Origin of the sequence: Eggerthella sp. BIOML-A1 (assembly GCF_009875595.1) — a bacterium.
Classification (GTDB): domain Bacteria; phylum Actinomycetota; class Coriobacteriia; order Coriobacteriales; family Eggerthellaceae; genus Eggerthella; species Eggerthella lenta.
On record NZ_WWRZ01000006.1, the window covers coordinates 10779 to 28980 of the forward strand.

An 18202-nucleotide genomic window follows, 5' to 3' on the forward strand; every position below is an offset into this window, starting at 1 on the left:
GCATGAGAGCGTTGCCGCCTCGCAGGTCGTCCCCGCCAGGCGCAGCCGCCTCGCAATATGGTGCTTTCAAGGAGATGCCGGCAGCTTCGGAGGCTGTGCGGTGCTCACCAAGCGAGTTCCGCACGAGCCGAAACGCCCTGTGGGCGTTTCGTGCGAGCAGGACTGCCGAGCGACTGAGCATCGCACAGCCCCCGAAGCGGACAACGCATATGCGCTATACTGAACCCCCGAAAACACCACCCGACGGAGGACAGCCCATGCCGAAGAAGATCGCCGTCATCGACGGCAACTCGCTTATGCACCGCGCCTACCATGCCGTGCCCCAAACCATGAACGCCCCCGACGGGCGCCCCACCAACGCCGTGTTCGGCTTCATCGCCATGCTTCTCAAGTTCATCGACATCGCAAGCCCCGACGCTCTCATCTGCGCGTTCGATGCGGGCCGCCCCGCGTTTCGCATGGAAGCGCTCGAGCAGTACAAGTCCCAGCGCCCTCCCATGGACGACGACCTCAAGGTGCAGTTCCCCATCATCGAGGAGCTGTTGGAGGCCATGAACGTGCCCGTGGTTCGCATCAAAGGCTGGGAGGGCGACGACGTGCTGGGCACCATCGCCGCGCGCGACGAGGAGCTGGGCTACGAGACGCTGCTGGTGACGGGCGACAAGGACGCCTACCAGCTGGCCACCGACATGACGCGCATCGTCACCACGAAGAAGGGCATCACCGACGTGGCCATCTACGGCCCGGCCGAGGTGCTCGAGCGTTACGGCGTGCGCCCCGACCAGTTCATCGACTTCCTCGGCCTCAAGGGCGACTCGTCCGACAACATCCCCGGCGTGCCCGGCATCGGCGACAAGACCGCGGCGAAGCTGCTGCAGACCTACGGCAGCCTGGAGGGCATCTACGAGCATGTGGACGACCTCAAGGGCAAGCAGAAAGAGAAGATCGTCGACAACAAGGACATGGCATTCTTGAGCCGCGACGTGGCCACCATCGTGCGCGACCTCGACTTCCCGCTCGACCTCGAAGCATGCTCGTTCCCCTCGTTCGATTCGGAAAAGGTGACCGAAGCGTTCAAGGGCGTGCAGTTCAACGCGCACCTCGGCCGCGTGCTCAAGCTCGTGGGCAAGGAGCTGGAGAAGAAGGCGGCTCCGCTTGCGGTGGAGCCGGTGGTCTCGGGGTCAGAGGCGCACGCACTCGTGGACGCGGCCGTCGCGCGCGGCGAGACGGTGGGCGTGGCGTTCATCGAGCCCGAGCAGGTGTCGCTGTTCAACGCGGGGCTCCATTGCGCGGTGAACACGAGCGAGGGCACGGCGCTGTTCGAGGACGACGAGGGCCGCGAGGCGTTCGCGCGCATCGTGCGCGCCGGCTCGTTCGCCGCCCTCGACGTCAAGCGCGAGGTACATCGCGTCTATCCCGCCGACACGGCCAAGATCGCGCTTGTGGAGGATGCCGAGCTCATGAGCATGCGCGCGTTCGACCTGGGACTGGCGGGCTACGTGCTGAACTCGTCGGTGTCCGAGTACTCCTACGACGCGCTGCTCGACGCCTACTGCGGCGGCGTGCTGCCCGAGGCCAAGGACGAGGCCGGCAGTGCGGCCGCGCAAGCCGCGGCGGCCCGCATGCTGGTGAAGCCGCTCACCGACGCGCTCGGGCGCGACGAGAGCAAGCGCGCCTACTTCGACATCGATCTGCCGCTCGTGGCGGTGCTCGCCATCGTCGAGCGAACGGGCGCCGCGGTGGATTGCGACCGTCTGGCCGAGCTGGGAGCGACGACGCAGGCCGAGCTCGATGAGCTGCGCGCGCGCATCATCGAGATCGCGGGGGAGGAGTTCAACCTCGACAGTCCCAAGCAGCTCGGGCACATCCTATTCGAGGTGCTGGGCCTGCGCACGCTCAAGAAGAACCAGCGCGGCTACTCCACCGACGCCGCCGTGCTCAAGGAGCTGTCGAACGACCACGAGATGCCGGCGCTCGTCCTGCGCTACCGCGAGCTCGCGAAGATCAAGTCCACCTACATCGACGCCCTGCCGCGCATGCGCGCCGACGACGGGCGCGTGCACACGTGCTTCAACGAGACCGTGACCACGACGGGCCGCCTCTCGTCGTCGGAGCCGAACCTGCAGAACATCCCCGTGCGCACCGAGTTCGGCCGCCAGATCCGCGAGTGCTTCGTGCCGCTGGAGAAGGGCCACAAGTTCCTGTCGGCCGACTATTCGCAGATCGAGCTGCGCCTGCTCGCTCACCTGTCGAACGACGAGCACCTCGTGGCCGCGTTCTGCTCCGGCGCCGACTTCCACGCCGCCACGGCCAGCCGCGTGTTCGGCCTGCCCGTGGAGGACGTGACGCCCGAGCTGCGCAGCCGCGCGAAGGCCGTGAACTTCGGCATCGTGTACGGCCAGCAGGCGTTCGGCCTGTCGCAGAGCCTGGGCATCCCGTTCGGCGAGGCCAAGGAGATGATCGAGCGCTACTTCGAGGCCTACCCCGGCGTGCGCGCCTACCTCGACCGCACCATCGCCGAAGCGAAGGAGAAGGGCTATGCCGAGACGATGTTCGGCCGCAAGCGCCATATCCCCGAGCTCAAGGCCGCGAACGCCACGCAGCGCGGCTTCGGCGAGCGCACGGCCATGAACCACCCCATGCAGGGCAGCGCGGCCGACATCATCAAGCTGGCCATGACCGAGGTGCAGCGCCGCATCATGGAGCGCGGCTTCGAGGCGAAGCTGCTGTTGCAGGTGCACGACGAGCTGGACTTCAGCGTGCCGGAAGGCGAGATCGAGGAGCTGTCGGCCATCGTGAAAGACGTGATGGAGCACATCGTGGATCTGCGCGTGCCTCTCGACGTCGACGTCTCCTATGCCGATAACTGGGCGGAAGCGCACTGAGGTTACGTCGACTCGGCGGCCGACGCTCAGAAGCCGCATCATTGGTCGCTGATTTTGCTGGACTTGTGATGTGTAAAAAAATCACACCACGCCGCCGCGTGTGGCTAGAGTATCTGCTATCATATAAACGTTGTGCTCTGTGGAGGCACAGCGTAGGAAGAGTGCGATGATACGCGTGGATCGTGCATAAGATCACATTGACTTGCTACGGTCACGCTGGTAAGCTATCGCCTTGCGTTTATTCATATCAAGGAGACACTCATGTACGCAATTGTAAAAACGGGCGGCAAGCAGTACAAGGTCGCACCCGGCGACAAGCTGAACATCGAGAAGCTTGACGCCGCCGTGGGCGACAAGGTCGAGCTGGAAGCCATCTGCGTCGTCGACGGCGCCAAGGTGGAAGCCGACCCCGCGAAAGCGGCCGCAACGAAGGTCACCGCCATCATCCTCGAGCAGTTCAAGGGTGAGAAGCAGCTGGTCTTCAAGTTCAAGAAGCGCAAGAACTACAAGAAGCTGCGCGGCCATCGCCAGCAGCTCACGCGCGTCCAGATCGAGTCCGTCGGCTCGGCCAAGGCTGAGAAGCCGGCCGTCAAGAAGGCTGCGAAGAAGGACGATGCCGAGAAGAAGCCGGCTCCTGCTAAGGCCGCCGACAAGCCCGCGTCCGAAGACGCCGAGTAAGCATAAGGAGGGAATACCATGGCACACAAGAAAGGTCTCGGTTCCAGCCGTAACGGCCGCGATTCCCGCGCACAGCGTCTCGGCGTGAAGATGTTCGCCGGCCAGGCTGTGAAGACGGGCAACGTCATCGTCCGCCAGCGCGGCACGCACATCCATCCGGGCGAGAACGTCGGTCGCGGCAAGGACGACACCCTGTTCGCCCTGTGCGACGGCAAGCTGGAGTTCACGAAGGGCGCCAAGCACAAGGTGCACGTGCGTCGCGAGGCGTAAGGTTCCGCCTGCCCACGACTGCGTGACGTTATCTGTTTTCGCATGCCCCCTGCTCGTCAGGGGGCATTTTTCATATACAATCCGAGTTGTCGTGTTCAAGCGAGCAACCCGTTGCGCCCCTCGAGGCGCGGATCGAAATAGAGGTACCACCCGTGTTCATCGATAAAGTACGCATCCATGTCAAAGGCGGCAACGGCGGTGCCGGCTGCATGTCATTTCGCCGCGAGGCTCATGTGCCGAAGGGCGGTCCGGACGGCGGCGATGGCGGTCACGGCGGCAACGTTGTGGTCGAGGCCGATGCCAGCCTGTCCTCGCTCATCGAATACCGCTTCAAACACCATTTCAAAGCCGAGCGCGGCACGCACGGCAAGGGCTCGCGCATGCACGGAGCCACCGGCGAGGACCTTGTGCTCAAGGTGCCGATGGGCACGGTCGTCCACGAGTATTTCGAAGAATCGAAGGAAGTGGGCGAGCTCATCGCCGACCTCACGCACGACGGCGAACGCGTCACCGTGGCCGAGGGCGGCATGGGCGGCCGCGGCAACATCCACTTCGTGACGCCGACCCGACGCGCGCCCGCGTTCGCCGAGCTGGGCGAGCCGTCGCAGGAGCGCTGGATCGAGCTGGAGATGAAGCTCATGGCCGACGCGGCCCTCGTGGGCATGCCGTCGGCGGGCAAGTCGTCGCTCATCGCTAAGATGAGCGCGGCGCGGCCGAAGATCGCCGACTACCCGTTCACCACGCTCGTGCCGAACCTCGGCGTGGCGCGTTCGGGGGACTACAGCTTCGTCGTGGCCGACATCCCCGGCCTCATCGAGGGCGCGCACGAAGGGCGCGGTCTGGGACACGAGTTCCTGCGCCACATCGAGCGCACGGCGCTCATCGTGCACGTGGTGGACCTGACGGGCGACTACGAGGGACGCGATCCGCTGGAGGATTACGATATCATCAACCGCGAGCTGGCGCTGTACGCCGACGAGCTGGCGGCGCGCCCGCGCATCGTGGTGGCGAACAAGATCGACGTGCCCGGCGCGGAGGAGGTTGCCGACCGGCTGGCCGAGCGCGTGCGCGAGGACTCGATCGCGGCAGCGGGCGGCGACGAGTTCGCCCCGAGCCCCGTCGATCCGAAGCTCTACCGCATCAGCGCGCTCACGGGCGAGGGCGTCGACGGCCTCAAGGCCGCCATCGCGACCAAGGTGCACGAGCTGCGCGAGGAGCTGCGCGCGCTTTCGGAGGCCGACGTGCAGTACGAGCACGTGTGGGAGCACAAGCGCGAGGAACGCGACAAGCAGTTCAAGGTCGTGCCGCTCGGCGGCGGGGTGTTCCGCGTCGAGGGCCCGCAGGTGGAGCGCATGGTGGTGCAGACCGACTGGGAGAACGAAGAAGCCATCGCGTTTTTGCAGCACCGCCTCAAGCGCCTCGGCGTGGAGAAGGCGCTTGAGAAGGCGGGCGCCGTGGACGGCGACGAGATCCGCATTGTCGGCCGAGCGTTCGAATTCGAGTCGGTTCGCACGGCGGAGGATCTGTTCAAGGAGCTCGACCTGTGATGAAGCCGGCTGGATGCGCGCATGCCGCCGATCATGGCAAGCGCCTCGTGATAAAAATCGGGTCGTCCACGCTCACCACGTCGGAGAGCAAGATCGACTACGCCTACCTCGCGGAGGTGACCGACCAGGTCGCGCGCGTGCGCGCCGCCGGTTGGCGCCCCATCGTCGTCACCTCGGCCGCTATCGCCTGCGGCCTCGAGCGCTTAAGCATCGAGAAGCGCCCGCACGACATGCCCAGCCTGCAGGCGGCCGCCTCGGTGGGGCAGAGCGCGCTTTCCACGGCGTACGCCGAGGCGTTCGCGCGCCACGGCATCGTGACGTCCACGGTGCTGCTGACGCGCCGCGACACGGCCGACCGCCGGGCGTACCTGCACGCGCGCGACACGTTCGACCGCCTGCTGGAGCTGGGGGTGGTGCCCATCGTGAACGAGAACGACACCATCTCGGTCGAGCAGATCCGCTTCGGCGACAACGATACGCTGGCAGCGCTCGTGGCATGCCTCGTGGAAGCCGACCTCATGGTCATCCTCTCGGACATCGAGGGGCTCTACGATGCCAACCCGCATCACCATCCCGACGCGAACCTCATCGGCCGCGTTGAGGCCATTGGCCCCGAGATCATGGCCGTGGCGGGCGAAGCCGGCACCACGGTGGGCTCGGGCGGCATGATCACGAAGATCAAGGCCGCGCGCGTGCTCATGGTGGCCGGCATCCCGCTCGTGGTGTGCGACGGTCATCGTGCGGAGGCCATCGTGGACGCGGCGGCGGGCGAGGACGTGGGCACACTGTTCGTGGCTGCGAAGAAGCCGCACGAGATCACGCCCAAGAAGCTGTGGATCGCGCTCGGCGATGCCGCGCGCGGCGCGCTCGCTGTGGACGACGGCGCGAAGGCGGCGCTCATCGAGCGCGGCAGCTCGCTTCTGTCGGTGGGCGTGCGCTCGGTGGAAGGGCGCTTCGAGGCGAACGACATCGTCGACATCAAGGATGCGACGGGGCATCTGTTCGCGCGCGGCAAGGTGGCGTTCGCTAGCGACGAGGCGGCGTTGGCCATCGGGCGCACCCGCGCGGAGCTGCAGGCGAACCGCCTGCTGGCAAGCTTGGCCGACAAGCCGCTCGTCCATCGCGACGAGTTGGTCGTCTTCGAATAGGGGGGAACCATGGAACGGGAAACGGTGCGGGACCAGGTGCGGCGCATCGCCGAGGAGGCGCGCGCGGCGAGCGGGGCGCTCGCGCAGACGAGCGCAGACGAGCGCAACGGCGCGCTGGCCTCCATGGCGGCGGCGTTGCGCTCGCATGCGGCCGCCATCGTCGAGGCGAACGGCTGCGACATGGACGCGGCGCGCAAGGCCGGCACGAAAGAAGGCCTCCTCGACCGCCTCATGCTCGACGAGGACCGCGTCGAAGCCATGGCGGCCGCGCTCGAGGACCTCGTCGCTCTTCCCGACCCGTTGGGGGCGGTGCAGCAAAAGCGCACGTTGGAAAGCGGCATCGAGCTTCAGCGCGTGAGCGTGCCTCTGGGGGTGGTGGCCGTCGTGTACGAGGCGCGCCCGAACGTGACGGCCGATGCGGCCGGCATCTGCCTGAAGTCGGGCAACGCGGCGGTGCTGCGCGGCGGCAGCATGGCGGCGGCCTCGAACGAGGTGATCGCACGCGTGCTGCACGAGGCGGCGGTGGAGGCGGGCATGCCCCGCGGCTGCATCGGCGCCGTCACATTGGCCGACCGCGCGGCGGCCGACGAGCTCATGCAGCTGCACGGCGTGGTGGACGTGCTCATACCGCGCGGCGGAGCGGGCCTCATCCGCCACTGCGTGGAGACGTCGAAGGTGCCGGTCATCGAGACGGGCACGGGCAACTGCCACGTGTACGTGCACGAGAGCGCCGACTACGATAAGGCGCGCGCCATCATCGTGAACGCGAAATGCCGCCGCCTCGGCGTGTGCAACGCCGCCGAGACGCTGCTCGTGGACGAGGCCGCCGCCGAGGGCTTCCTGCCCGCGGCGCTCGCCGAGCTGGCCGCGCGCGGCGTGACGCTGCACGCCGACGAGCGCGCGGCCGCCGTTGCCGCGGCCGGCGGCACGCCCACGGTGCCCGCCGGGGAAGCCGACTGGGAGACCGAGTACCTTGCGGCCGACCTGGCCGTGCGCGTGGTCGGCGGCGTCGACGAGGCCATCGGCCACGTGAACCGCTACGGCACCAAGCATTCCGAGGCGATCGTCGCCGAGGACGAGGCCGCTGTCGAGGCGTTCCTCGCGCGCGTCGACGCGGCCGCCGTGTACGCGAACGCGTCGACGGCGTTCACCGACGGAGCCGAGTTCGGTCTGGGCGCCGAGATCGGCATCTCGACGCAGAAGCTGCATGCGCGCGGCCCGTTCGCGCTCGATGCGCTCACCTCGTACAAGTACGTGCTGCGCGGATCCGGGCAGGTGCGCGCGTAGTGGGACGCATCTGCGATCATTTCGACGACCTGGGACGGGACGGCGGACGCGCGCGCCTCGGCATCATGGGCGGCACGTTCGACCCCATCCATATCGGGCACCTCGCGTGCGCCGAGCAAGCGCGCGAGGCCTACGACCTCGACGGCGTGGTGTTCGTGCCCGCCGGCAACCCCGTGTTCAAGAAGGACCGCCCCGTCACGCCGGCTGCCGAGCGTCTGGAGATGTGCCGCATCGCCACGCGCAGCAACCCGGCGTTCGACGTGAGCGCCATCGAGATCGAGCGCGGCGGCGACACCTACACCGTGGACACGCTACGCCAGCTGCGCGCGCATTACCCCGATAACGTGGAGCTGCGCTTCATTACGGGCGCCGATGCCGTGTACCATATCGTGCAGTGGCGCGAGAGCGCGGCCATCGCCGACCTCGCCCGCCTCATCGCGGTCACGCGCCCCGGCTACGCGCTGTCGGAGGAGCGGCGGGCGTTCATCGCCGAGCACGGCAACTTCGCCATCGACTACCTCGAGGTGACGGCGTTGGCCATCTCGTCCAGCGACCTGCGCCGACGCGTAGCGGCGGGGAAGTCGATCCGTTATTTGACGATGCAGGGCGTGCTCGACTATATTCAAGAGCGAGGCCTGTACCGAGCCGATCCCCATCACGAAGGAGGCGTGCGATGAGCGAGGACGTGCTTTCGGATGCGTTCTTCGATGCGCGCGAGCGCGATCTGAAGAAACGGTTGAAGCCCAAGCGGTTCGAGCATGCGCGAGGCGTGTCGAAGACGGCCGCGTCGTTGGCCGAGACGTACGGCGTCGACGTGCGCAAGGCGCGCTTGGCCGGCCTGCTGCACGATTGGGACAAGGAGTACGGCGACGACGAGATCCGCGAGCGCGCTCGCGCGCTGGGCGTGGACGTGGACCCGTACGTGCTGGACACGATGCCGCGTCTGCTGCACGGCCCCACGGCCGCGGCCGAGCTCGTGCGCGCGTACCCCGACCTGTCCGCCGACGTGGTCCAGGCCATCGCTCGGCACACGGCCGCGGCGGTGGGCATGAGCGATCTGGACATGATCATATACATCGCCGACGCCATCGAGCCCAGCCGCGACTTCGACGGCCTCGACGAGCTGCGCGCCGCCATCGGCGCGGTGCCGCTCGAAGAGCTCTTCATGATGACGTTCAACCATATCCTGCTGACGCTCGTGGAGCGCCGGCGACGCCTGCACCCGGCAACCGTCGAGGTGTGGAACCATTACGTGGCCCGATCGCGCGACGCGAAGGCCGAGAAAGGAACAGCGTGAGCACAACGACGACCGAGAAGACTTCGAGGGAATGCGCCCTCATCGCGGCCTGCGCGGCCGACGAGAAGAAGGCCACCGACATCATGGTGCAGGAGGTGCGCGACCTCATCGGCGTGACGGACTACTTCGTCATCGCCACGGCCTCCAACAACCGTCAGGTGGAGGCCATCATCGACGAGATCGAGGATGCGGTGCGCACGAAGGCGCAGATGAAGCCCCTGCATCGCGAGGGCACGCAGGACGGCACGTGGTCGCTTCTGGACTACGGCAGCTTCGTCGTGCACGTGTTCCAGCCCGAGACGCGCGAGTACTATCGCCTCGAGGCGCTGTGGAACGACGCGCCCGTCATCGACCTCGCCGCCGAAGCGGGCCTTACCGACATCGAGTACTCCGACCGCATCGCCAAGATGCTGGGCAAGGAGTAGCTTTCGCGCATCGCCGCTTTGATGCGTCCTGCGCCGCCGCCTTCCGCGGCGGCGTTTTTTTGTTTCGTCAACCTTCCGCTTGCTCGGCGCGCAAGGCTTTCGGCAGCGGGACGGCGGCGCCGAGGGCCGCGGCGGCCAGCATGACGACGATGCCCTTCACGGGGAAGCAGAGGAACAGCAGCAGCACGGTCATGAGCGGCTGGCGCATGACGCCTCCCACGAGCGCGGCCGTGCTTGCGCACAGGCAGAACACGGGGTCGGCGCCGGTGAGCATGGCCATGCCGTAGCCGATGGAGATGCCGGCGAAGATGACGGGGAAGAAGTGGCCGCCGCGCCAGCCGAAGCGGATGCACAAAGGCGTGACGAGCACCTTGCCGAAGCCCGTGGCCAAAAGCGCGAACGCCGTCATGGTGCCCCAGACCTCTCCCAGCTGCTCGGCCTGCGTCTCGCCGGCGAACATCGTGAACGGCAAGGCGATGCCCATGAGCGCCAGCACGAGCCCGGCGATGAGCGCCTTTGCCACGGGACGCTCTCCCATGCGTTCGGACAGGCGCTCGAACAGGCCGTCGAACGCACAGAACAGCCAACCGCCTGCCGCGCCCACCAGCGCGAGCGGCACGAGCCACAGAAGCTCGGTCGCTCCCACGTGGATGTCGGTGAAACGAGGCAGCGACAGCCCGCCGCCGAACAGCGCGCCCAGTCCGAGGAAAGCCGCCAGCGCACCAGCGATGGCGCACAGGTACACGACGATCTTCGACGACTTCGGCAGCGTGATGGCTGCCTGCGCGCCCTTCGCCTCGTCGCCGTCGTCGTACAGCGGCGCGGCGAACCCGAAGAGGGGCGCGGTGAAGATGGCCGACAGCGCCGCCATGGTGCCGACCGACGTGAGCTGCTGGAAGTCCGAGCCGAAGCGCTTCATGCGATCGCCCACCCACGTGCAGATGCCCGCGACCGCCCCGGTGAGGCCCGCCTCGGGGCCTACCGACCCGCCGAAGAACAGGGGCAGCAGCGCGGAAACGGACATGACGCCCAGCTTGTCGTAGTCGTAGCGGCCGTCGCGCTTCACCTTCGCCATCACCTGGTTCAAGTCTTCGGGATACGATCCGAACTTCTTGGCGAACAGCCCGATGACCAGGCCGCCCACCAGGCAGGCGGCCAAGGGGAAGTACGGGCCGAAATGCGCGGGCAGCCGGTCCCAGATGAACGTGATGCCCAGGTTCATGGCGAACAAGAGCAGCCACACGAACGCGCCGGCGATGGCGCCGGTCACGATCACCGAAGCGACGAACAGCGTTCGGTTGGCAAGCTGAGCCCCTTTCATGTCGCCCTCTTCCTAACAGGAGACGAGGTCGCGGGCGGCGGGCAACCCGTAGGCGCCCTCGGCCTGCTCGACCGCACGCACGACGGCTCCCTGCATGGCCTCGGTGGCAAGGATGGCGAACGTATCGTAGTCGGCTTCCACCTCGCCGGATGCGAACGTGAACACGGTGTCGCCGTCGCCGGAAGTGTGCACGGGCTTGATGGCGCGCGCGTAGGCGTCGTGGACGGTCGAAGAAGCCTTCGTCGCCTGCGCCTTCGTCAGACGCGCGTTCGTCAGCACGACGCCGATGGTGGTGTTGGCGCACGGACCTGCGGCGGGGTCGGCTTCCTGCTCCGCATGCGCGGCCGCCTGCTGCGCGAGGACGCCGAACGCCTCGAGGGGATCCATGACGCGCCCTTCTCCGTCGCGGCAGCCGGCGATCCAGGCACCGTCCGCGCTGCGCACGTTGCCGAGCGCGTTCACCGCCACGACGGCGCACGCCGTGAGCTCGCCCAGGCGCAATCCGCAGATTCCGAGCCCGGCTTTCATGGCGCGCTCGCCGCCGAGGAGCTTGCCCACCGATGCGCCGCATCCGGCGCCCACGTTGCCTTCGGCCAGCGGTTCCGCCGCCTCGCGCTCGAACGCCGCCCTCGCAGCAGCGCGCCCCATGGCGGCATCGGGATGGGCGTTCTGCCCGACCAGCAGATCGAACAGGCAGGCTCCCACGACGATGGGCACGCGGGCGCTCTCCACGGGAAAGCCGATGCCGCGTGCGGCCAGCTCGTCCATGACGCCGGTCGCGGCGGCCAGCCCGAAGGCGCTGCCGCCCGACAGGACCACGCCGTGCACGGCCTGGATCATGTTCTCGGGCTTGAGCAGATCGGTCTCTCGCGTGGCAGGACCGCCGCCGCGCACGTCGACGCCGCAGGTGGCCCCGTCAGGAGCTATGAAGACGGTGCAGCCGGTGCCCGCGCGGGCGTCCTCGGCGTGCGCGCAGAGGAATGCGGGCAAATCGGCGAGCGTTGCGGGTTGCAGCATGGCGTTCTCCCTAGCGACGGGGCGGATCGATTCGCTTATTGTACACCGCGGATCGCAGCGGAGTCGAACCGATGTCGGCTTGCGCGAAGCTGGTTTCGGTAGTAAGGTCGATTCCTCTCTCGCTACGCACTCCCCTCGAAGAAGGGAGTGGATCATATGCCGGAATTCCTCAAGAAGGCGTCGTGCCGAGGCCGTCGTCCGCTGCATCTCGTCCCGCGGCGCCAGATACCTCGCCCCAACCTCATCGCTAAGCTTTTGCGCGAGCGGCACGTCGCGCGGTTCATCGTCGCGCCCGACGGCTTCGGCAAGACGGGTCTTGCGATGGAATACGCCGATACGGTGTTCTCGTTCGAGCATGTGGTCTGGCTCGACGGCCGCAGCCCGTGCTTCTTGCGCGATCTCGATCGCGGCGTCATAGCGCGCACGCTTTTGGAGGGCGACCCGCAGCCGTTCCTCGTCGTCATAGACGATGTGCCGCTGCTCGATCCTGAGCGCGCCGAGCTGTTATCCGACGAGCTCGATCTGCTGCTCGACCGCGATTGCGAGGTGATGGTGGCCTGCATGCCATCGCGCGACGCCTTCGCGCGTCATCGCGACCGCATCAAGCTCACGGCCGTCGATCTGCTGCTCACCGATGAGGAAGTGGACCTGCTCCGCACACCGGGGGAGCGCTCGAGCGATCCCGCATCGACGATTGCGCCCGCGTGCCGCGTCGCCACGTTCGTATGGGGGTCGGACGAGGAGCGCGCGGGGTTCTTGTCCGCCGTGCTTGGCGAGGAGCTTCCGGCCGACCTGCTGCTGCCGCTGTTCGTGATGGCGTCGCTGGGGAAGGGGACGTTCGAGGACGTGGCGGCGTTCGGCCCGTTCGGCCCCGATCAGGACGCGCTGCTCGCCGAGCAGTACCCCTATCTCGGCATCGACTCCCGCAGCGGCCGGTTCGAGGCCGCGCCGTTCGAGGTCGAAGCCCTCGCCGGCGCGTTTGCGCGTAAGCTGGGCGCGTTGGCCGATCGGTCGTTGTTCTCCGATGCGAGCACGCTCGTCGTGCGCTTGGGCGATGCGCTCGCGATGCGCGGCGAGCACGAACGGGCCTGCGATTTCGTACGTTTGCTGGCGTCGCGCGCCCCGCGAGCGTCCTGGCTCGCGAAACACGGGGCGGCGTTGCTCGAAGCCGCTTGCCTCGTGCCGGCCTGCGAGGTGCACCGCTCCTTATCGGGCGAGACGGCGGGGAAGGGCGCTCTGCTCAGCGCCCACGAGGCGGTTCGCCGCGCGCTTCTGGGGGATCGACAAGCGGCCTGCGTTGCCGCGCGCAAGGCGGTGCGCGACAGGAACGCGCCGTCCTCCGTGCGGATGACGGGCGCGTTGGTGCTCGCGCAATGCGCGGAAGCGGACGAGCGGCGGCGCGCCGACAAGCTCGTCGTGTCGCTGCTCGCGGCCGCGGGCATCGCGGATGCGGCCGAAGCGCCCCGTGAGGCCGTCTGCGCGAAGGCGCCGGAAGATCGGGGATGGCTCGCTGCGGGATGCGTGCATGCGCAGCTGCGGAAAGCGGGCTGCCCCGAGGCTGCTCGGGTATGGCTCGATTGGCACGACGACGGCGCGCGCGGGAGCTTCCTCAAGCAGTCGGCCGCCGAAGTGCTGCGTCAAGCTGCGGCGTCGGGAGCCGGCGAGGCCCGATCGATCGAGCTCGACCGTTTGGGCGCCTTCGTGCGCAAGGAGGTGTCCCAGGCGAGCCGCGGCACGCTCGGGCTCGGCGACGCTTTGGCCGGCATCGCCTACGAGCGGGCCTGCGAGCGCGGGGCGATCGCCGTTCCCGCGCTCGACGCGCAGGCGGCCCTCGCCGTCAGGCGCATAGAGATGCGCCTGTTCTCCCAGCGCAACGCGTGCGAGCGGCTGGAGCTGGAGCGATTGGAACGCGAGCGCGTATTCGTCGCCACCCATCCCGACGCATACCGTGAAGAGGGTCGCGCGACTCGCCTGCCGAAGCTGCCGTCCTCCGTGCCCGCGCTCACCGTCAACCTGTTCGGGGGCCTCGACGTGCTGATGGGGGATGAGCGGGTGGATCCGTCGCTGTTCAGCCGCCAGAAGGTCAAGACGCTGCTCGCCCTGCTCGTGCTGCACAACGGCCGCGAGTTCTCGCGCGACAAGCTGGTGGGTCTTCTGTGGCCCGACAGCGAGATCATGCACGGGCGCAAGAACTTCTACGGCATTTGGGCGATGCTGCGCCGCGCGCTGACGCTGCCGTCGGGCGAGTGCCCCTATCTCATTCGCCAGCAGCAGGGGTTGAGACTTGACGCGAGCCTGCTGACGAGCGATGTGGCGCAGCTCGAGGACGTGTGCCGCACGCTGCTGTTCGAGCGGCCCGGATACGGCGGCTGGGCGCAGGTGTACTCGCAGGTCAACGATCGCTTCTCGGACGATCTTCTGCCCAGCGAGAACGGCAACGACGCCCTCGCGTCGCTGCGCGTGGACTACCGCAACCGCCTCGTGGACGCGCTGGTGGCCGCCTCGACGCGCCTCGTCGCTGCAGGCGAGGCCCAGGAGGGACTCTGGTTCGCCCGTGCGGCGCTCCAGCGCGACCGCTCGCGCGAAGACGCCTACATCTGCCTCATGCAGGCCCAGCTGGCCGCGGGGCAGCGTACGGCCGCTCTCGAGACCTACTTTGCCTGCCGCCGCTTCCTCACCGACGAGCTGGGTATCGACCCCTCCCTCGAAACGATGCGCCTCTATCGCAGCATCATCGAAACCGAAACCGATTTCGAGTGACGGACGGGGAACGGAATAACGAGCATAGATTGCGAAAAAGGTATATTATGGATATAATTACTATATCTTTAGGTTCAATACTGACGTTCGAATGCGATCCGAAGAAGAGCGTGGCGAACCTTCAGAAGCACGGTATCGACTTCGATGAGGCGCAGCAGCTTTGGGAGGGCATCTACATCAAGGCTCCTGCGCGGAAAAGAGGAGAGCGACGATATGCGGTGGTCGGCGTCCTGCGCGGAGTCCATTGGACGGCGATCGCGACCGATAGGGGCGACCGCATTCGAATCATCTCGGTAAGGCGAGCGACGGAACAAGAGAGGATTCGCTATGAGCAACGAAAAGATAACCTCTGAGAATCTCGAAGAGCTGTTCGACGAAGGCTGCGACGTGACCGGGTTCTTCGATTTCGATTCCGCGGTGGTGGTCGAGGGGAGAACCGAGACGAAGCGCGTCAACGTCGACATGCCCATCTGGATGGTGGAGGCGCTCGACAAGGAAGCGAAGCGCGTGGGCATCGGGCGGCAGGCCGTGATCAAGATGTGGCTCGCCGAACGTCTCGACGAGGAGGCGCGCCGCAGCGCTTGAGCCGGCGGGCTGCGGCATGCGCGGCGGATCGGCGGCGCTTGCGTTCCCGATCCGCCGCTGCGCCTCGCGCCGCGCCTTGCGTGCCCTGTGAATTTCCTTTGAGGTCAGGCGCGATATGCTAGAGTAGCAAGTGCTGTATTCAAGTGAACAGGCGCGCATCGCCGCGCTGCAAGCCACGAAAAGGATGGCGCATACATGGCAGGATTTCTTTCCAAGCTCCTGACGCTTGGCGAGGGCAAGCAGCTCAAGCACTACGAAGCCACCGCGGCCAAGATCAACGGCCTCGAATCCGAGATGCAGGCGCGCTCTGACCAGGAGCTTCGCGCGCTCACCGCCGCGTTCCGCGAACGCGCCCAGAACGGAGAGGATCTCAAGAGCCTTCTGCCCGAAGCGTTCGCCGCCGTGCGCGAGGCCTCGGTGCGCACGCTGGGGCTGCGTCACTTCGACGTGCAGCTCATCGGCGGCATGGCTTTGAACGACGGCCAGATCGCCGAGATGAAGACCGGCGAGGGCAAGACGCTCGTCTCCACGCTGGCCGGCTACCTGAACGCCCTGCCCGGCAACAACGTGCACGTGGTCACCGTCAACGACTACCTGGCCCGTCGCGACAGCGAGTGGATGGGGCAGGTGTACCGCTTCCTCGGCATGGAGGTGGGCCTCATCCAGAACGGCATGCGCCCCGACAAGAAGATACCCGCCTACAAGGCGGATGTCACTTACGGCACGAACAGCGAGTTCGGCTTCGACTACCTGCGCGACAACATGGTGACGCGCGCAGAGGCCCGCGTGCAGCGCGGCCACCACTTCGCCATCGTCGACGAGGTGGACTCCATCCTCATCGACGAAGCCCGCACGCCGCTCATCATCTCGGGAGCGGGCACGCAGGCGGCCGAGACGTACAATAAGTTCGCGCGCGTCATGGTCGGCCTCGTGCCCGAGGCCGACTTCGACATGGACGAGGCGAAGAAGACCATCAACGCCACCGAGAGCGGCCTGGAGAAGATCGAGGCCATGCTCGGCATCGACGACATCTACGCCGACCCGTCCGGCCAGCTGCCGAACCACTTGCAGCAGGCGCTCAAGGCCCAGTTCCTGTTCCACCGCGACGTGGACTACGTCGTGGTGAACGGCGAGGTGAAGATCGTCGACGAGTTCACCGGCCGCATCATGGAAGGCCGCCGCTACTCCGAGGGCCTGCACCAGGCGCTCGAGGCGAAAGAGCGCGTGCTCGTGCGCGAGGAGAACCAGACGCTGGCCACCATCACGCTGCAGAACTACTTCCGCCTGTACGAGAAGCTCTCCGGCATGACCGGCACGGCCATGACCGAGGACGCCGAGTTCCGCGAGATCTACAAGCTGCCGGTCGTGGCCATCCCGCCGAACCGCCCAGTCGCCCGAAAGGACGAGGACGACCTCATCTACCGCACGGTGGAGGCGAAGTTCAACGCCGTGGCCGACGACGTGGCCGAGCGCAACAAGGCGGGCCAGCCCTGCCTCATCGGCACCGTGTCCATCGAGAGCTCCGAGAAGTTGTCGCGCCTGCTGGACAAGCGCGGCATCAAGCACGAGACCTTGAACGCGAAGAACCACGAGCGCGAGGCACACATCATCGCGCAGGCGGGCCGCGTGGGCGCCGTGACCATCGCCACGAACATGGCCGGCCGAGGCACCGACATCCTGTTGGGCGGCAACCCCGACGTGCTGGCCGACGACGTGCTGCGCGAGCGCGGGCTCGATCCGGACGCCGAACCTTTGACCGAGGACGGCGAGCCGAACCCGGCCCTTCCCACCGACGAGCAGCGCGCGGACGCGCTGGCCGAGGCGAAGCGCGTGTGCGCCGAGGAGCACGACCAGGTCATCGCGGCCGGCGGCCTCACCGTCATCGGCACCGAGCGCCACGAGTCGCGCCGTATCGACAATCAGCTGCGCGGCCGTGCCGGCCGTCAGGGCGACCCCGGCGTGACGCAGTTCTACCTGTCGCTCGAAGACGACCTCATGCGCCTGTTCGGCGGCAACCGCATGGACTCCATCGCCCGCATGATGGAGAAGACCGACATGCCCGAGGACATGCCCATCCAGGCCGGCATGGTGTCGAAGGCCATCGAAGGCGCCCAGCGCCAGGTGGAGAGCATGCACTTCGCCGCCCGTAAGAACGTCCTCGAGTACGACGACGTCATGAACCTGCAGCGCGTGGCCATCTACAGTGAGCGCAACGCCATCCTCGACGGCAAAGACATGGACGAGCGCATCCCCGAGATCATCGGCGACGCGGTGGAAGCCGTCGTCGCGGAGAACTGCCCGGCCAAGGTGCCCAGCGACGACTGGGATGCCAAGGCCGTGGAGCTGTGGGCCGCCAACATGACGGGTCGCGACGACTTCAGCGTGGCCGAGGTCGACCACGACGACGACCCCGCCGTGCTGTCCGAAGCGTTGGAAGCGTACTTGGAGGACGTGTTCGCGAGCAAGTCCGAGCAGCTGGGCGAGCCGGTGATGAAGATGCTGGAGGGCCAGGTCATGCTGCGCATGATCGACACGCGCTGGATGGCGCACCTCCAGGAGATGGACTATCTCAAGGCCGGTATCGGCCTGCGCGCGTTCGGCCAGCGCGACCCGCTGGTGGAGTACAAGAACGAGGCGTACAACGCGTTCCAGAACCTGACTGCGGGCATGTACGAGGATTATCTGCGCACGCTGTTGCGGCTCCAGGTGGCTGTGAAGCAGGAGCAGCCGGCGTTGGCGGAGGACAAGAGCCCGCTCGACGGAAAGGTGAGCTACTCGTCTCCCGAGCAGGCTCTCGAGCAGACGGGCGTGGGCGCCGCGCGCAAGCAGGCGGCCGCGGCTCCGCCCAAGTCCGCGGCGGCGAAGCCCCAGACGTACACGAAGGACAAGGACGATCCCTTCGCCAACGTCGGGCGCAACGAGCCGTGCCCCTGCGGCTCGGGCCTCAAGTACAAGAAGTGTCACGGACGAGATCAATAAGGA

At 67.2% G+C, this 18202-nt stretch carries 15 protein-coding genes; 13 read left to right on the forward strand and 2 right to left on the reverse strand.

All coding sequences use genetic code 11. The features are described from left to right. Positions 1–257: 257 nt before the first annotated feature. The 9 genes from polA (at position 258) to rsfS (ending at position 9537) form a co-directional block, all read left to right on the forward strand. A complete protein-coding gene (gene polA / locus GT590_RS07985) occupies positions 258–2885 on the forward strand; it encodes a DNA polymerase I (RefSeq protein ID WP_009608783.1) in 2628 nt (875 codons plus the stop codon). 261 nt (positions 2886–3146) lie between these two features. After that, complete coding sequence (gene rplU / locus GT590_RS07990; protein ID WP_009304119.1) at positions 3147–3563, forward strand: 50S ribosomal protein L21; 417 nt, start codon at positions 3147–3149, stop codon at positions 3561–3563. An 18-nt stretch (positions 3564–3581) separates the two neighbouring features. Then, positions 3582–3833 carry a 50S ribosomal protein L27 gene (rpmA, locus tag GT590_RS07995; RefSeq protein WP_009304120.1) on the forward strand — a complete coding sequence of 84 codons (252 nt, stop codon included), beginning with the start codon at positions 3582–3584 and terminating at the stop codon, positions 3831–3833. A 152-nt stretch (positions 3834–3985) separates the two neighbouring features. Next, positions 3986–5380 (forward strand): GTPase ObgE, encoded by a 1395-nt coding sequence (gene obgE, locus GT590_RS08000; RefSeq protein WP_009304121.1) that lies wholly within the window; start codon positions 3986–3988, stop codon positions 5378–5380. After that, entirely contained in the window at positions 5380–6528 is a 1149-nt protein-coding gene (gene proB / locus GT590_RS08005) for a glutamate 5-kinase (protein WP_009304122.1), read from the forward strand. Before obgE ends, proB begins: the two co-directional genes overlap by 1 nt. Before the next feature lie 9 nt (positions 6529–6537). Next, positions 6538–7815, forward strand: coding sequence for a glutamate-5-semialdehyde dehydrogenase (locus tag GT590_RS08010; RefSeq protein WP_009608781.1), 1278 nt, complete (start codon positions 6538–6540; stop codon positions 7813–7815). Continuing rightward, on the forward strand, positions 7815–8492 hold the full coding sequence (gene nadD, locus GT590_RS08015; RefSeq protein ID WP_009304127.1) for a nicotinate-nucleotide adenylyltransferase: 678 nt from the start codon (positions 7815–7817) through the stop codon (positions 8490–8492). Before GT590_RS08010 ends, nadD begins: the two co-directional genes overlap by 1 nt. Beyond that, positions 8489–9112 carry a bis(5'-nucleosyl)-tetraphosphatase (symmetrical) YqeK gene (gene yqeK, locus GT590_RS08020; RefSeq protein WP_009304128.1) on the forward strand — a complete coding sequence of 208 codons (624 nt, stop codon included), beginning with the start codon at positions 8489–8491 and terminating at the stop codon, positions 9110–9112. Before nadD ends, yqeK begins: the two co-directional genes overlap by 4 nt. Next, entirely contained in the window at positions 9109–9537 is a 429-nt protein-coding gene (gene rsfS / locus GT590_RS08025) for a ribosome silencing factor (protein WP_009304129.1), read from the forward strand. Before yqeK ends, rsfS begins: the two co-directional genes overlap by 4 nt. Before the next feature lie 67 nt (positions 9538–9604). Here rsfS and GT590_RS08030 read toward each other — a convergent pair whose 3' ends face one another. Together GT590_RS08030 and GT590_RS08035 are read right to left on the reverse strand one after the other, a co-directional pair. After that, positions 9605–10858 carry a chloride channel protein gene (locus tag GT590_RS08030; RefSeq protein ID WP_009304130.1) on the reverse strand — a complete coding sequence of 418 codons (1254 nt, stop codon included), beginning with the start codon at positions 10856–10858 and terminating at the stop codon, positions 9605–9607. 12 nt (positions 10859–10870) lie between these two features. Beyond that, positions 10871–11875, reverse strand: coding sequence for a P1 family peptidase (locus GT590_RS08035; protein ID WP_009304131.1), 1005 nt, complete (start codon positions 11873–11875; stop codon positions 10871–10873). A gap of 156 nt (positions 11876–12031) precedes the next feature. Here GT590_RS08035 and GT590_RS08040 point away from each other — a divergent pair, with 156 nt between their 5' ends. The 4 genes from GT590_RS08040 to secA all read left to right on the forward strand — a co-directional run bounded on the left by GT590_RS08040 (position 12032) and on the right by secA (position 18199). Beyond that, positions 12032–14635, forward strand: a complete 2604-nt coding sequence (locus GT590_RS08040) for a BTAD domain-containing putative transcriptional regulator (protein ID WP_009304132.1) — start codon at positions 12032–12034, stop codon at positions 14633–14635. Positions 14636–14682: 47 nt separating this feature from the next. Beyond that, the gene (locus GT590_RS08045) at positions 14683–14988 is read left to right on the forward strand and encodes a BrnT family toxin (RefSeq protein ID WP_009304133.1); all 306 of its coding nucleotides are present in this window, start codon (positions 14683–14685) and stop codon (positions 14986–14988) included. Next, positions 14963–15220, forward strand: coding sequence for a CopG family antitoxin (locus GT590_RS08050; RefSeq protein ID WP_009304134.1), 258 nt, complete (start codon positions 14963–14965; stop codon positions 15218–15220). Before GT590_RS08045 ends, GT590_RS08050 begins: the two co-directional genes overlap by 26 nt. 195 nt (positions 15221–15415) lie before the next feature. After that, positions 15416–18199 (forward strand): preprotein translocase subunit SecA, encoded by a 2784-nt coding sequence (gene secA, locus GT590_RS08055; protein WP_009304135.1) that lies wholly within the window; start codon positions 15416–15418, stop codon positions 18197–18199. Positions 18200–18202: the final 3 nt, after the last annotated feature.

What these genes read in the sequence shown, in the direction of transcription:
- polA (WP_009608783.1), top strand. Translation starts at nt 258, where the DNA reads ATGCCGAAGAAGATCGCCGTCATCGACGGCAACTCGCTTATGCACCGC.
- rplU (WP_009304119.1), top strand. Translation starts at nt 3,147, where the DNA reads ATGTACGCAATTGTAAAAACGGGCGGCAAGCAGTACAAGGTCGCACCC.
- rpmA (WP_009304120.1), top strand. Translation starts at nt 3,582, where the DNA reads ATGGCACACAAGAAAGGTCTCGGTTCCAGCCGTAACGGCCGCGATTCC.
- proB (WP_009304122.1), top strand. Translation starts at nt 5,380, where the DNA reads ATGAAGCCGGCTGGATGCGCGCATGCCGCCGATCATGGCAAGCGCCTC.
- GT590_RS08010 (WP_009608781.1), top strand. Translation starts at nt 6,538, where the DNA reads ATGGAACGGGAAACGGTGCGGGACCAGGTGCGGCGCATCGCCGAGGAG.
- yqeK (WP_009304128.1), top strand. Translation starts at nt 8,489, where the DNA reads ATGAGCGAGGACGTGCTTTCGGATGCGTTCTTCGATGCGCGCGAGCGC.
- GT590_RS08030 (WP_009304130.1), bottom strand. Translation starts at nt 10,858, where the DNA reads ATGAAAGGGGCTCAGCTTGCCAACCGAACGCTGTTCGTCGCTTCGGTG.
- GT590_RS08035 (WP_009304131.1), bottom strand. Translation starts at nt 11,875, where the DNA reads ATGCTGCAACCCGCAACGCTCGCCGATTTGCCCGCATTCCTCTGCGCG.
- GT590_RS08040 (WP_009304132.1), top strand. Translation starts at nt 12,032, where the DNA reads ATGCCGGAATTCCTCAAGAAGGCGTCGTGCCGAGGCCGTCGTCCGCTG.
- GT590_RS08045 (WP_009304133.1), top strand. Translation starts at nt 14,683, where the DNA reads ATGGATATAATTACTATATCTTTAGGTTCAATACTGACGTTCGAATGC.
- GT590_RS08050 (WP_009304134.1), top strand. Translation starts at nt 14,963, where the DNA reads ATGAGCAACGAAAAGATAACCTCTGAGAATCTCGAAGAGCTGTTCGAC.
- secA (WP_009304135.1), top strand. Translation starts at nt 15,416, where the DNA reads ATGGCAGGATTTCTTTCCAAGCTCCTGACGCTTGGCGAGGGCAAGCAG.